The sequence below is a fragment of the Erwinia sp. Leaf53 genome (assembly GCF_001422605.1).
In the GTDB taxonomy this organism is placed as follows: Bacteria; Pseudomonadota; Gammaproteobacteria; order Enterobacterales; family Enterobacteriaceae; genus Erwinia.
In genome coordinates this window covers 447,237-460,712 of record NZ_LMLK01000001.1, presented here as the reverse complement: position 1 = coordinate 460,712, position 13,476 = coordinate 447,237, and the positions used below count along the sequence as shown (strand labels likewise).

Here is a 13,476-nt window from a genome sequence, read left to right as displayed (position 1 = left end):
AGATTTCCTTACTGCGCGGAGGGATCGGCGGTGGTTAAGTTGGCCTGCGGCGTGGCTTTGATCTGATGCTCGCTGGGGTTTACCTGGCTGCCGACGTGCAGGTTTTGCAGGCCATCCACCACCACCCGGTCACCGGCCTTCAGCCCGCTCTCCACCAGCCATTTACCGTGCTGCATCTCACCGGTGGTTATCGTCTGCTGCGCGATGCGGTTATCGGCCTGCACCACGTAGACATAGGGCCGCCCTTTGTTGTCGTGCATGATCGCCTCCTGCGGGGCGAGGATCCCCTGCTCCGCTATCCCCTGCGGGAAGCTGGCGTGCACAAACATGCCGGGCAGCAGCAGACGTTTCGGGTTAGGAAAGCGCGCGCGCATGGTCACGCTGCCGGTACTTTCATCGACGGTGACTTCCGAAAATTCCAGTTGCCCCGGTTGGTCGTAGGCGGAACCATCTTCCAGCGTCAGTTTTACCGCCGCGGCGTTGTTACCCACCGCCTGCAGCTTGCCGTCGGCCAGCGCGCGCCGCTGGCGCAGCAACGCCTGCGAGGATTCGCTGACGTCAACGTAGATCGGGTCCAGCTGCTGGATGGTGGTGAGGTAACTGCTCTGGCCGCTGGTCACCAGCGCCCCCTCGGTGGAGAGCGAGCGACCGATATGCCCGGTAATCGGCGCATAGACGTGGGTGTAGCTGAGGTTAACGCGGGCGGTTTCGAGATCGGCCTTCGCCTCTTTGGCACTGGCCGCCGCATCCTCGTAGGTTTGCTGGCTGACCGCATGCGCGGCGGCGAGCGGCTTGTAGCGGTTGGCCAGCGTCTGCGCATTACTCAGCGTGGCCTGCGCTTTATCGAACGCCGCCTGATACGTTGCCGGATCGATCAGATAGAGCGGATCGCCCGCTTTGACCTCACTGCCCTCTTTAAACAGACGCTTCAGAATAATGCCGCTGACCTGCGGACGGACCTCTGCGGTTCTGACCGCGGTGGTACGGCCGGGTAACTGGCTTAACAGGGTGACCGTTTCAGCGGACAGCGTGACCACCCCGACATCAACGGGCTTATTGCTGGCAACCGGGGCTGCCGTCTGGTCGCAGGCGGCCAGCAGCAGAGCCAGACTCGCGGCAGAGATCCTTAAGCGCATGGTGAATTCTCTTTTAGATGTGATTTGATTAATAATGTGAGTGATCATTCTCATTTCAGGACGTCATTATAGAGAACCTGTAATTCGAAGGTGTTAAGTTTCTGCTAAAGATAGTGTCGAAAGGCTACAAAATAGCGGCGGTACGTGCCGAACAGGTTGAACTCCGACGGATGACCAGCGTAACCTGAACACGTTATTGCTGCTGAAAGGAGAGAGTAAGCGTATCGCTCGCAATTGTGACGGTGTTTACCGGCTGAAAGAGATGCGGGGTGGCCGCTGCGGCGCCGCATAAATCACGGCGAGGCAGCGGCCAGGGGGTAACCGGCTTAGCCGTGGGTGTAGATGGCATCCGGTGGAATATTCATATGCTTCAGTACCGGCCCGATGATGTTACCAAACACCGGTGACGCCACCGATCCGCCAAAGTGATCGCCCGCGGTTGGGTGGTTAATCATAATCACCAGCGCCACCTGCGGATTACTGGCCGGGGCCACGCCGGCGGTATAGTTAATGTACCCCCCGTCGTATTTGCCGCTGTCACCCATTTTTTCGGCAGTGCCGGTCTTGATCGCCAGCCGGTAGCCGGGAACGGCGGCGCGCACGCCGCTGCCGCCCGGCAGGGCATCACTCTCCATCATATGCACCACTTCACGCACCGTCTGCTCGTCGGCCACCCGCTGGCCGAGCACCGGCGGGCTGACTTTGGTAATCGACAGCGGACGATAAATGCCAAACGAGCCCAGCGTGGCGTACTCGCGGGCGATCTGCAGCGGCGTGACCCGCAGGCCGTAACCAAAGGAGAAGGTGGCACGCTCGATATCCGCCCAGCGCTGGCGATGCGCCGGGAAGTAGCCGACGCTTTCACCGGTCAGCCCCAGTCCGGTAGGTTTGCCCAGGCCAAACGACTGATAGGTGTCCACCAGCACCTGCGCCGGCATCGCCAGCGCGATATGCGACACGCCGATGTCGCTGGATTTTTGCAGAATGCCGGTCATGGTCAGCCGCGGCCAGTGACCAACGTCGCGGATCAGATGGCCGTTAACCCGGTAAGGCGTGGTGTCCAGCACCGAGTCCGGCCGCACCAGCTTGCGCGCCAGCCCCTCCATAACCACCAGCGGTTTTACCGTGGAACCGGGTTCATAGCTGTCGTTAATCGCCGCGTTGCGCATCTGGTTCGGCGCAACGTCGGCGAAGTTGTTCGGGTTGAAGGAGGGGTAGGAGGCCATACCGAGGATTTCGCCGGTGTCGATCTTGATCAGCACCGCCGCGCCGGAATCCGCCTTGTTCAGCAGTACCCCATCGCGCAGCTTGCTGTACATCGTAAACTGGTCGAACTTATCAATACTCAGCTGCACCGTTGGCGGCTGGCGCGGTGGCTCGTAGTCGATCATGGCGATGATGTTGCCACTGGCATCCTGACGATACTTCTCCACGCCTGGCGTCCCCTGCAGTAGCTTATCAAAGCCTTTTTCCAGCCCGGTCAGGCCGCTGTTATCCGCCCCGACGATCCCCAGCAGCGGCGCGGTGGCCTCGCTCATCGGGTAAAAACGGCTGTCGTCATAGCGGGTGCTGATACCGGCCAGATGCAGTTTGGCAATATCTTTGGCGATGCCCAGTTCAATCTTGCGCCCCAGATAGAGGAAGCGCCGCTGTGGGTTAGCGTTAATCTGAGCCGCCAGCTGCTCCGGCCGCTGCTCCAGCGCATTCGCCAGATACTGCCATTTGGCGTTGGTGAAATCCGGATGCGCCTCCAGCACCCGCTGCGGATCGGCAATAATATCGCGTGAAGGCACGCTCAGCGCCAGCGCTTCGCCGTTGCGATCCAGCAAGGTTCCCCGGTTGGTCGGCAGCGTCACCGTGCGCAGCGAACGTTCATCGGCCTGCTTTTCCAGCATGGGATGATTGATTAACTGCAGATCGGCCACCCGCGCCAGCAGGAAGACCAGGCAGGCCATCACCCCACAGCAAACCCAGCGAAAACGAACCGGGTTAAAGGTGGGAGCGGGCTGTGAACGCGTCGGCATTTTTTTTAGCGGGGGCATGTTTGTTCCATTGCAGATGCCTGATAAGTTTCTGGCATTTATACAAAAATCGCGTGAAGGATGACAGGGGAACAGTGTTTCAGATCGTGTTTATGGCGGGCAAAAAAAACCTGCGCATCTGCGCAGGTTGGTGAAAAAAAGCGATAATACTTTTGATGTTCACCCATCAATACCTCTGGGACTTGAACTGTAGCAATCTGCCGCATTCCGGCGCTATACGCGAATCGCAACAGTTAACCGCAAAGTGTAACCAGCTATGTGATTTGTAGGGCTTTTCGCAATCTTTTGCTCACCCTTCCTCACGCCTGACAAAATTCTTCGTAGCGGCTTCCGGATTTGATTAAACGTGGTTTTCATCGGCGGAAAAGTGGGTAAATATCGACCTGTTCATTGTGTGAACAGGGGATTTATGACTCAATAGAGAGCGGGCTGAAGAAGCAAAGCGGCGGCCCGCCACCACCAAAAAAAAGGGATGTCAGGCAATGGGTGCGGTTAAAGAAAAAACTGTCGCTTCTTTTCAACATCAACGATTGGGGCCGCAGGCCCGTAGCAGGGAGCAGCATATGGCTAATTTTGCCGAACAGTTTGGGCAGATGCAGCATGACATCGGGGTGATTAAAATCGATCAGGCGGTCATGATGACCCGCTCTGAACATTTTGCCACCCGGAGTGAGCTACATGAGGTAAAACTGGATGTTCAGGTACTGAAAACTGATGTTCATAATTTAAAACAAGACGTTAATGAGCTTAAAGGCGATGTTCGCGTTCTGAAAGTGGATGTTCAGGAGTTAAAAGTGGATGTTCTGGCGCTTAAAACCGATATGAAGCAGGTAAAAACCGAGCTGCATGAGTTCAAAGGCACCTTCGATCTGTTCAGAACCGAGGTGGGCAAAGCCTTCGCCGACGCGGAGATCCGCACCAACGATCGCTTTGACGCCCTGAATAGCCGCATCACCTGGACGCTGCTCGCGCCGGCCATCCTTGGCATCATGGCCTGGTTTGCCAAAACCGCCCTGCTGGCGGCCTGATTCGGGCGCATTTCCCCCATCCGGCCATCCGCAGGACACCTGGTGTCGGTTACAGACCGCCTTCCGCCTTTTTAATTTCGACCAGACAGCTCATCGCGTTCGGCCCCTGCGTCAGCGATGAAGTACCGATATCCAGCGTTAATACGTTCGGGTTACCGGCACGGTCATAGGGCTGCCACGCTTTACCAAAGCCGGGATCGAACCAGGCGCCGGTGGCAATCAGCACCACGCTCTGGCTGACGCCGTCGGTGATGCGCACCCCGGCCTGCATACGTCCGCGATCGTTACTGACCTCAATCACCTCACCGTCAACAATTCCGCGGGCGGCAGCATCCAGCGGATGCATCCACAGCGTTTCACGTCCGGCGGTTTTATTGGCCTGCACCGACGGCGTAGCGTCCATCTGGCTGTGCAGGCGATCGGCAGGCTGGATCGAAATCATATGCAGCGGGAAGCGCTGGCTGGCGTCGGCCCCCAGCCATTCACGCGGCGGCTGCCACTGCGGGTGCGGCGCAAAATCCTCCAGCTGATAGCCGGCGATGGTGTCACTGTAGAGCTCAATCCTGCCGCTGGCGGTCTTGATCGGATGGGCCACCGGATCATGGCGGAATTCCTGCATAAACACCCAGTCTTTCTCCGACGGCGGGATCTCCACGTGCCCCTGCTGCCAGAAGGTGTCAAAGTCCGGGAAGTCGATGCCCTTGCCGCGGTGCGCCAGCGCGCACTGCTGGTAGAGGTGTTGGATCCACCCCATTTCGCTGCGGTTTTCGGTGAAGGTCTCCCGGTAGCCGAGGCGCTCGGCCAGATCGGCGAAAATATCAAAGTCGTGACGCGCCTGATGCTGCGGCTTAATCGCCTGATGCATCGCCAGCACAAAGCGGTCCTTTGACGAGCCGCCAATATCGTTACGTTCCAGCGTCGTCGTCACCGGCAGCACGATATCCGCCATCTGTGCCGCCGGCGTCCAGACGATATCCTGCACGATCACCGTGTCCGGCCGCTGCCAGCCCTCTACCAGACGGTTGAGCTGCTGATGATGGTGGAACGGGTTGCCGCCCGCCCAGTGCACCAGATGGATCTCCGGATAGGTGTGCGTTTCGCCCTGGAAGGTGTAGGGCGTGCCCGGATGCAGCAGCATATCGGCAATGCGCGCCACCGGGATCGCCTGGCTGGCGATCGGGTTCACCCCGGTTGACATCAGCGGTGAAGGCCCTTCAGTACGCGGATTGCCGACGCTGTTCATCGAGCCGTGACCAAACGAGAACCCGCCGCCGGACAGGCCGGGCTGACCGAGCATCGAGGAGAGCGCGATCATCATCCAGTACGGCTGTTCGCCGCGATGGGCGCGCTGAACCGAATAGGAGCAGGTGATAAAGCTGCGCTGGCCGCACAGCTGCTGCGCCAGCAGGCTGATGCGGGCAGCAGGAATGCCGGTGATCTCACTGGCCCACTGCGGCGTTTTCGGCTGGCCATCGCTTTCACCCAGCAGATAGGCGCGCAGCTGCGGCCAGCCGACGCAGTGCGACTGCAGGAAGCCGCTGTCCACCGCTCCCCGCCGTTCAATCTCAAAGCCCAGCGCCAGCATCAGCGCCACGTCGGTGTTAGGCCGGATCGGGATCCACTCGGCGTTAACAAACTCCGGACAGTCGTCGCGCATCGGGCTGATATTAACCACCGGTGTGCCTTTGGCGGCCAGCTGCAGCAGCGCCGGCTTCAGGCTGTGCTCAGCCGCACCGCCGGAGGCCACCTGGCCGTTTTTCAGCGCCAGCCCGCCGAAGGCGATAAAAATATCGCAGTGCTGCACCACGCTCGGCCAGTCGGTGACCCGGCCGGTGAGCGGCGCAAAGGTGCCGATGACGTAAGGCAGGAAGAACTGTGCGGCGCCCCAGCTGTAGTTGCCCTGCTGGTCGATGGCGCCGCCGCCCTGGTTGTAGAAGCGCCGTACCAGGGTTCGCGCGTGGTGCACCCTTCCCGCCGATGACCAGCCGTAAGAGCCGTCAAAAATACCGCTCGCGCCGTAGCGATCGCGCACCCGGCGGTTTTCATCGGCCACCAGGTCCAGCGCGGTTTCCCAGTCTACCGCGACAAAATCTTCCCGCCCGCGCAGCGAACGATCGCTGTTCTCACGCGCCCTGAGCCATGACCGGCGCACCATCGGCTGACGGATGCGTTTGTCGGAATAGACCAGTTCCGGAATGCTTTTCAGCATCGGCGACGGATCCCGATCGGCGAAAAACGGCTCGCAGCGCAGCAGCCTGCCCTGCTCTGTCACGGCGGTAAACGCGCCCCAGTGGGCAAGATGCGGGAATTTTTTAACGGTCATTGACGGGATCCGGCTGCGTGATGATTTCTGGAAAGGGAGAATAGCATGTTTCCTGAACGGCGGGCGAGTGGCGGCGCGGCTGAGTCTGTCAGGCTTTGCTGCCAGAGAAATCATCAGCTTTGCGATATCCGCGACATTCTGACCGCTTGCAGTCGCTGGCGCTTTCCGCAACACTGAAGCCTGTGTAAACGCTTACCCAGTAAGGCAGTAAACCCTATGGCTACCATAAAGGATGTTGCCAGGCTCGCGGGCGTATCGGTCGCGACCGTATCAAGGGTGATCAATCACTCGCCCAAGGCGAGCGAAAGTTCACGCCTGGCCGTAACAGAGGCGATGGAGTCGCTTCATTATCACCCCAACGCCAACGCGCGCGCGCTGGCCCAGCAGTCGACGGAGACCATCGGGCTGGTGGTCGGCGACGTATCCGATCCGTTTTTTGGCGCGATAGTTAAATCGGTGGACGAGATTGCCTGGCAGACCGGCAATTTTCTGTTGATTGGTAACGGTTATCATGACGAGCAGAAAGAGCGCCAGGCGATTGAGCAGCTGATCCGCCACCGCTGCGCGGCGCTGGTGGTTCATGCGAAAAAGGTGCCGGACAGCGAGCTGATCCCGCTGATGAAACAGATCCCGGGTATGGTGCTGCTGAACCGGATAGTGCCGGGGTTTGAGCCACGCTGTATCGCGCTGGATGACCGTTACGGTTCCTGGCTGGCGACCCGCCATCTGATTCAGCAGGGTCATGAAAATATTGCCTTTATCTGCTCGACCCACTCAATCTCCGATGCCACCGATCGTCTGCAGGGTTACTACGACGCCCTGAAAGAGCACGGGATCGCGGTCAACGACCGGCTGGTCGCCTGGGGAGAACCGGATGAGGTCGGCGGTGAGCTGGCGATGACCGAACTGCTCGGTCAGGGTAAAAACTTTACCGCCGTCACCTGCTACAACGACTCGATGGCCGCCGGCGCGCTGGCGGTACTGAGTGATAACGGCGTGCAGGTGCCGGAGCAGATGTCGCTGATCGGCTTTGATGATGTGCTGGTCTCGCGCTACGTTCGCCCGCGCCTGACCACCGTGCGTTACCCGATCGTCACCATGGCACAGCAGGCCGCCGCGCTGGCGCTGGCCTTAGCCAGCGGCCAGGCTCTGCCGGAGGTCACCAACCTGTTCAGCCCGACGCTGGTTCGCCGTCACTCGGTCAGCGCACCGCCCGCCTGAGCCGCCGGCCGGGGGTTTCACCAGGGTCTGAAGAGGGGCCCTGATACGCCTGCCAGACGTTTCCGTCAGACGGCAAAAAGCCGGTCCGGAAGGACCGCCTTTTTGCCGTGATGGCGTGAAGTGCGTCAGCTGCACGATTGTGCCGCAGACAACGTCGCACTCCCCGGTCTTTTACAGCTCCAGCGCCAGCAGTTCGGCCACCGTCTGCGCACGGCGGATCTGGCGCGGCTGGCCGTTTTCAAACAGCACTTCCGGGATCAGCGGACGGCTGTTGTAGTTAGAGGACATCGAGGCACCGTAAGCGCCGGTGTCGTGGAACACCAGGTAGTCACCAACCTGCACAGCAGGCAGCGCGCGGCTCTCCACCCTGCCGCCCTCCTGCTGGGTGAACACATCACCGGATTCGCAAAGCGGCCCGGCCACCACGCTCTCAACGCTGGCCTGTTCATCCAGCTCACGCCCGTCACCGGCGATGGCGGAAATATGGTGATAGCTGCCGTACATGGAGGGACGCATCAGCTCGTTAAAGCCCGCATCCACCAGTACAAAGTGACGGCTGCCCATCTGCTTCACCGCGCGCACCTGGCTTAGCAGCACTCCGGATTCTGCCACCAGGAAACGGCCTGGCTCGATCTCCAGCTTAACCGGGTGACCAAGGTGCTGCGCCACGCGCTGACGCGCGCTGTCCCACAGGCCAAAATAGTGGCGGGTATCGATGGTTTCACCGCCCGGCTGGTAAGGAATCGACAGGCCACCGCCGGCGGAGATCGCCTCCAGGTCCTGGCCAAAATTCACCACCAGGTTGACCATCGCGTCGCACACCTGCTCCAGGTGGCCGTAGTCGACGCCGGAACCGATATGCATATGAATGCCCACCAGTTTAAGCTGGTAGCGCTGAATCGCCTCCAGCGCCAGCGCCATGTCGCCGTGCCAGATACCGTGCTTGCTGTTCTCCCCGCCGGTATTGGTTTTCTGGCTGTGGCCGTGGCCAAAGCCAGGGTTGACACGCAGCCACACCGGGTGCCCGGCTGAGACCGCGCCCAGCTGGTGCAGCATGTCGACCGAACCGGCGTTGACCGGCACCTTCAGCTCCGCCACCCGCGCCAGCGTTGGCTCATCAAGCAGATCGGCGGTAAAGACGATCTCGTCGCCGCCCGGCTGATAACCCGCCGCCAGCGCACGCTCGATCTCGCCCAGCGACACCGAGTCGACCTTCACCCCCGCCTCACGCATCAGGCGCAGAATATGGATGTTCGAGCAGGCTTTCTGCGCGAAGCGTACCACGTCAAACTGCTGCAGCTGGCCGATGCGCTCACGGATAATCTCCGCATCGTAGGCCCAGACCGGGCCGGGATACTGGCGCGCCAGGGCCAGCAGGTTGGTATGGTTCAGGGCGGTGGTGGTATCGGTAAGCGGGCGTGGCATAAGGCGTCTCCATAGGTTGATAACGCTATTACGCCACAGGCGCAGGCGGGATAAAAATATCTGTTTTAATGAAGTCTATTCATTCATGATATGGCTCAGGGTGTTTTAAGGAGTACAGCCCATGGCTGGCGTGTCGCTACGGCATATCGAAATTTTCCACGCGGTGGTCACCACCGGCAACCTCACCGAGGCCGCTACGCTGCTGCATACGTCGCAGCCGACCGTCAGCCGCGAGCTGGCGCGGTTTGAAAAGCTGACTGGCCTGCAGCTGTTCGAGCGGGTACGCGGCCGCCTGCAGCCGACCGTGCAGGGGCTGCGGCTGTTTGAGGAGGTGCAGCGTTCGTGGTACGGGCTGGATCGGATTATCAGCGCCGCAGAGGGGCTGCGGCAGTTCCGCCAGGGCGAGCTGTCGGTGGCCTGTCTGCCGGTGTTCTCCCAGTCGCTGCTGCCGCTGCTGTGCCAGCCGTTTATGCAGCGTTACCCCGAGGTGAGCATGAACATTATTCCGCAGGAGTCGCCGCTGCTGGAGGAGTGGCTGTCGGCCCAGCGCTACGATCTCGGGCTGACCGAAACCACCCACACCCCGGCCGGCACCGGGCGCAGCGAGCTGTTTACGCGTAATGAGGTGTGCGTGCTGCCCGCAGGCCATCCGCTGACGCAGCGCGACTGCCTCACGCCGCAGGATTTTGCCGGGCAGAACTACATCAGCCTGTCGCGCACCGACAGCTACCGCCAGCTGCTGGACGGGCTGTTTCACGAACAGGGGGTACAGCGGCGGATGGTGATGGAGACGCACAGCGCCGCGTCGGTGTGTGCGATGGTCAGGGCGGGAGTGGGGATTTCGATCGTCAACCCGCTGACGGCGCTCGACTACGCCGACAGCGGGGTGATAATGCGGCGTTTCAGCGTTGACGTACCCTTTACCGTCAGCCTGATCCGCCCGCGTCACCGTCCGGCCTCGGCGCTGGTCGAGGCCTTCAGCCAGCATCTGCAGCAGCAGGCTGGCCTGTTCGGCCAGCGCCTTGACCGGCAGCTCGGTTAAGCGTTAACCGCCTGCGGTTCGCCGCGGGTGTTGCGGAAGGTATACAGGCAGATCAGCAGCCCGACCACCGCCAGCACGGCGGCAGAAACCGGTACCGCCGTCAGGCCGTAGCCGCCGCCGATCACCGCCCCGCCGACCCAGGCACCCAGCGCATTGCCGACGTTAAACGCCGAAATGTTCAGCGTGGAGACCAGGTTCGGCGCGTCCTTACCGTGGCGCACCACGTTAATCTGCAGCGCCGGCACCATGGCAAAGGTCGCCATCGCCCACAGGAACAGGGTTATCTCCGCCAGCCACAGCGAGTGGCTGGTCCAGCTGAACAGCAGCGAGAACACCGCAATCAGTGAGAAGCTGAGGATCAGGCTGAACGACACACGCCAGTCGGCCAGTTTACCGCCCAGCGTATTGCCGACCGTCAGGCCGGCACCGATCAGGAACAGCGTCCAGCTGACGCCGCGATCGCTGATGCCGGTCACTTCCAGCAACAGCGGCGCAATATAGCTGAACAGCGCAAACATCGCGGCGGCAAAGAACACGGTCATCAGCAGCGACAGCCACAGCCTGCCGTTGTTCAGCGCGCTGACTTCGCTGGCAAGGTGCACCGGCTTTTCATCGCGGTTGGTCGGCAGGCTGACTATCAGGCCGATAAACGCCAGTACGCCAATCACCGAGACGCCCCAGAAGGTGGCACGCCAGCCGAACAGCTGACCAAACCAGGTGCCGAGCGGCACGCCAAGCACGTTAGCCAGCGTTAAGCCGGTAAACATCAGCGCCACGGCGGACGCCTGTTTGCCCGGCGCTACCAGGCTGGCGGCGACCACTGCGCCAATGCCGAAGAAGGCTCCGTGGCACAGCGCGGTGACGATGCGGGCCAGCATCAGCAGGTTATAGGTATAGGCCAGCGCACAGAGAATATTGCCGACGATGAAAATTGCCATCAGCAGGATCAGCGTGCGTTTACGCGGCAGTTTTGCCGTCAGCAGCGCCATGATCGGCGCGCCAATCGCCACGCCCAGCGCATAGCCGCTGATCAGCCAGCCGGCGGATGGGATCGACACCTGCAGATCCTTCGCCACTTCCGGCAACAGACCCATGATGACAAATTCGGTGGTGCCGATGGCAAAAGCGCTAAGCGCCAGCGCCAGTAATGAAACAGGCATAACAGAGACTCCTGGACAAAGAGATGACCCGCTCCCGGCAACGAAGAGGGAGCCCGATCAGAAAACGATGAATCGGTGATAACTGAGAACCAGATCACAGACGGACATTAAAGCACAGCGCCCCCCGCCCTGACAGTCCACTCAAGGCAAGGGTGTATTGCCATTTTTGCAACAATCGGCCTCTGCCACCTCTTTCATTAACATCAGTATCCCTGATGCTTAACAATTAGGAATCCTCTCACCCTTAAAGGCCTTAATCCCCTTAATTTAAGGTGAGTCAGGTTGTTGGGCGATGAAAAAAACACCACCATGCGCCGCAGAAACACCAGCAACTTTCTGCGAAGGGTAAGCCACTGACGACATCAGGCACCGCCGTATCCGACGGAAAGTTATTCACTTATCCGAAGGAAACGTAATGAAAATTTTAATCGCCCTGTCAGCCCTCGTCCTCAGCGGATGCTCGGTGGGTGACTACCACTACAGCAAAGAGTCCCTTAAGCGCGTCGATATGACCTTTACCGGCATTCCCACTATCCTCGGTGCCGGTTCGCTCGGCTCGACCATTCCGCTGACGCCGGAGTACAGCCTGACCGCCGCGCACGTGGCGAAGTTCTCACTCCACCGCGTGAAGGCCTGGCACCCCCAGTGCGATCTGGCGGTGATTTACCATGACAACAGCGACCTGAAGCAGTCGCCGGTGTTCCGTAACAGCAACATCGGTGACCGCGTTAACTATTACGGCTACAGCTTTATCAGCGCCATGCCGGTGGCCTCCAGCGGCGTTAACCTGATTAATACCGGCATCGATAACAGCTATAACAAACGCGGCTGCGTGGCGGTGGCCAGCAACGCCGGCGTGGTGAAAGGCATGTCCGGTGGCCCGGTCTACAACGCCAGCGATGATTCGATTGCCGGGGTGATCGTCGGCTACAGCGGCCGCATCAACGATAAGAAAACCGGTGAGAAGCTGTACAGCGACGTATCGCTGTACATTCCTTACGCCGGCTTTGAACAGTGGCTGACCAACGCCATTAACAGTTAATCCAACCCCGCGTGATGCCCGCTAATCTCCGCCCCCTGACGACGGATTAAGGGCATTCTGGCGCGCCGCAATAAAAATGTCGCACCCGGCACTAATGAGATCTTAAGCACGTCCGATAACCCATTGTGTCCGGACGACAACGCTGGCCTGGCCTGCCCGGCCAGCCTTCAGCACCACGGCAGACGCCTTTAACCCCTGATTACGTAAGGTGAATTAACCACTTACCGTTAGGGATCATCCGAAAAAACTCACTCCAGGACCAGGAGGATTGCGATCCCTGTGGGCATCGTTAGGCTTGATGACGAAAAAATACATTAGCCCTCTGCAATAAAAAAAGCCTCAATCACTGCAGAGAGGGGGAAAGGAATCTGGCGGAAAACACGTTTAAACCACCGGGGTTACCTATGCGATCTGCAGTATGCCTGTTAGCGGTCTGCCTGAGCGGCTGCTCAGTCGGCAGCTATCACTACAGTGATGAAACGTCCAAACGGGTCGATATGACCTTTACCGGCATTCCTACCATCCTCGGTGCGGGAACGCTCGGCACCACCATTCCGCTGACCGCGGAATACAGCCTGACCGCGGCCCATGTGGCAAAATATTCGCTCTACCGGGTGAAAGCCTGGCATCCCGAGTGCGACCTGGCGGTGGTCTACCATAAAAATGATGAGCTTAAACAGCAGCCGCGCTTTCGCAACGGCAAGCTGGGCGATCGGGTGAATATGTACGGTTACAGCTTTATCAACGCCCTGCCGATGGCTTCCAGCGGCGTCAATCTGATTAACACCGGTCTGGATAACAACTGGAACAAGCGCAGCTGCGTGGCGGTCGCCAGCAGTGCCGGCGTGGTACAGGGGATGTCCGGCGGCGCGGTGTATAACGCCTCGGACAATACCGTCGCCGGGGTGATTGTCGGCTACAGCCGGCGGCTTGACGATATTAAAACCGGCAAGCTGCTTTATCGTGACGTGTCGCTGTATATCCCTTACGCCCGTTTTAACCAGTGGCTGACGGCGGCGCTGCTCGGCTGAACCGCCATCAGACTTGCGGACTCGAC

The 13,476-nt window shown here is 60.0% G+C and carries 10 protein-coding genes; 5 read left to right on the top strand and 5 right to left on the bottom strand.

The window, feature by feature from the left end; all coding sequences use genetic code 11:
* Positions 1–8 precede the first annotated feature (8 nt).
* Both ASF13_RS02025 and ASF13_RS02020 read right to left on the bottom strand, forming a co-directional pair.
* Positions 9–1,136 carry an efflux RND transporter periplasmic adaptor subunit gene (locus ASF13_RS02025; protein WP_056231974.1) on the bottom strand — a complete coding sequence of 376 codons (1,128 nt, stop codon included), beginning with the start codon at positions 1,134–1,136 and terminating at the stop codon, positions 9–11.
* 326 nt (positions 1,137–1,462) lie between these two features.
* The gene (locus tag ASF13_RS02020) at positions 1,463–3,178 is read right to left on the bottom strand and encodes a penicillin-binding transpeptidase domain-containing protein (protein ID WP_056231972.1); all 1,716 of its coding nucleotides are present in this window, start codon (positions 3,176–3,178) and stop codon (positions 1,463–1,465) included.
* 482 nt (positions 3,179–3,660) lie between these two features.
* On the opposite strand from ASF13_RS02020, the gene ASF13_RS02015 reads away from it, so the two are divergent.
* Positions 3,661–4,206 (top strand): hypothetical protein, encoded by a 546-nt coding sequence (locus ASF13_RS02015; protein ID WP_146005441.1) that lies wholly within the window; start codon positions 3,661–3,663, stop codon positions 4,204–4,206.
* 49 nt (positions 4,207–4,255) lie between these two features.
* Here ASF13_RS02015 and ASF13_RS02010 read toward each other — a convergent pair whose 3' ends face one another.
* The gene (locus ASF13_RS02010) at positions 4,256–6,529 is read right to left on the bottom strand and encodes a molybdopterin guanine dinucleotide-containing S/N-oxide reductase (protein ID WP_056231966.1); all 2,274 of its coding nucleotides are present in this window, start codon (positions 6,527–6,529) and stop codon (positions 4,256–4,258) included.
* A 216-nt stretch (positions 6,530–6,745) separates the two neighbouring features.
* On the opposite strand from ASF13_RS02010, the gene galR reads away from it, so the two are divergent.
* Positions 6,746–7,750: an HTH-type transcriptional regulator GalR gene (galR, locus tag ASF13_RS02005; RefSeq protein ID WP_056231965.1), complete on the top strand. Its 1,005-nt coding sequence runs from the start codon at positions 6,746–6,748 to the stop codon at positions 7,748–7,750.
* Between the two features lie 171 nt (positions 7,751–7,921).
* Here galR and lysA read toward each other — a convergent pair whose 3' ends face one another.
* Positions 7,922–9,175, bottom strand: coding sequence for a diaminopimelate decarboxylase (lysA, locus tag ASF13_RS02000; RefSeq protein ID WP_056231962.1), 1,254 nt, complete (start codon positions 9,173–9,175; stop codon positions 7,922–7,924).
* Between the two features lie 121 nt (positions 9,176–9,296).
* Between lysA and ASF13_RS01995 the strand changes: the two genes are divergently transcribed.
* Complete coding sequence (locus tag ASF13_RS01995; RefSeq protein ID WP_056231960.1) at positions 9,297–10,217, top strand: LysR family transcriptional regulator; 921 nt, start codon at positions 9,297–9,299, stop codon at positions 10,215–10,217.
* Here the strand turns inward: ASF13_RS01995 and ASF13_RS01990 are convergent.
* The gene (locus tag ASF13_RS01990; RefSeq protein WP_056231958.1) at positions 10,214–11,377 is read right to left on the bottom strand and encodes an MFS transporter; all 1,164 of its coding nucleotides are present in this window, start codon (positions 11,375–11,377) and stop codon (positions 10,214–10,216) included. The genes ASF13_RS01995 and ASF13_RS01990 overlap by 4 nt on opposite strands.
* A gap of 415 nt (positions 11,378–11,792) precedes the next feature.
* On the opposite strand from ASF13_RS01990, the gene ASF13_RS01985 reads away from it, so the two are divergent.
* Positions 11,793–12,419, top strand: coding sequence for a trypsin-like peptidase domain-containing protein (locus tag ASF13_RS01985; protein ID WP_056231955.1), 627 nt, complete (start codon positions 11,793–11,795; stop codon positions 12,417–12,419).
* A gap of 404 nt (positions 12,420–12,823) precedes the next feature.
* Positions 12,824–13,450, top strand: coding sequence for a hypothetical protein (locus ASF13_RS01980; RefSeq protein WP_056231953.1), 627 nt, complete (start codon positions 12,824–12,826; stop codon positions 13,448–13,450).
* The last annotated feature ends 26 nt before the right edge of the window (positions 13,451–13,476 follow it).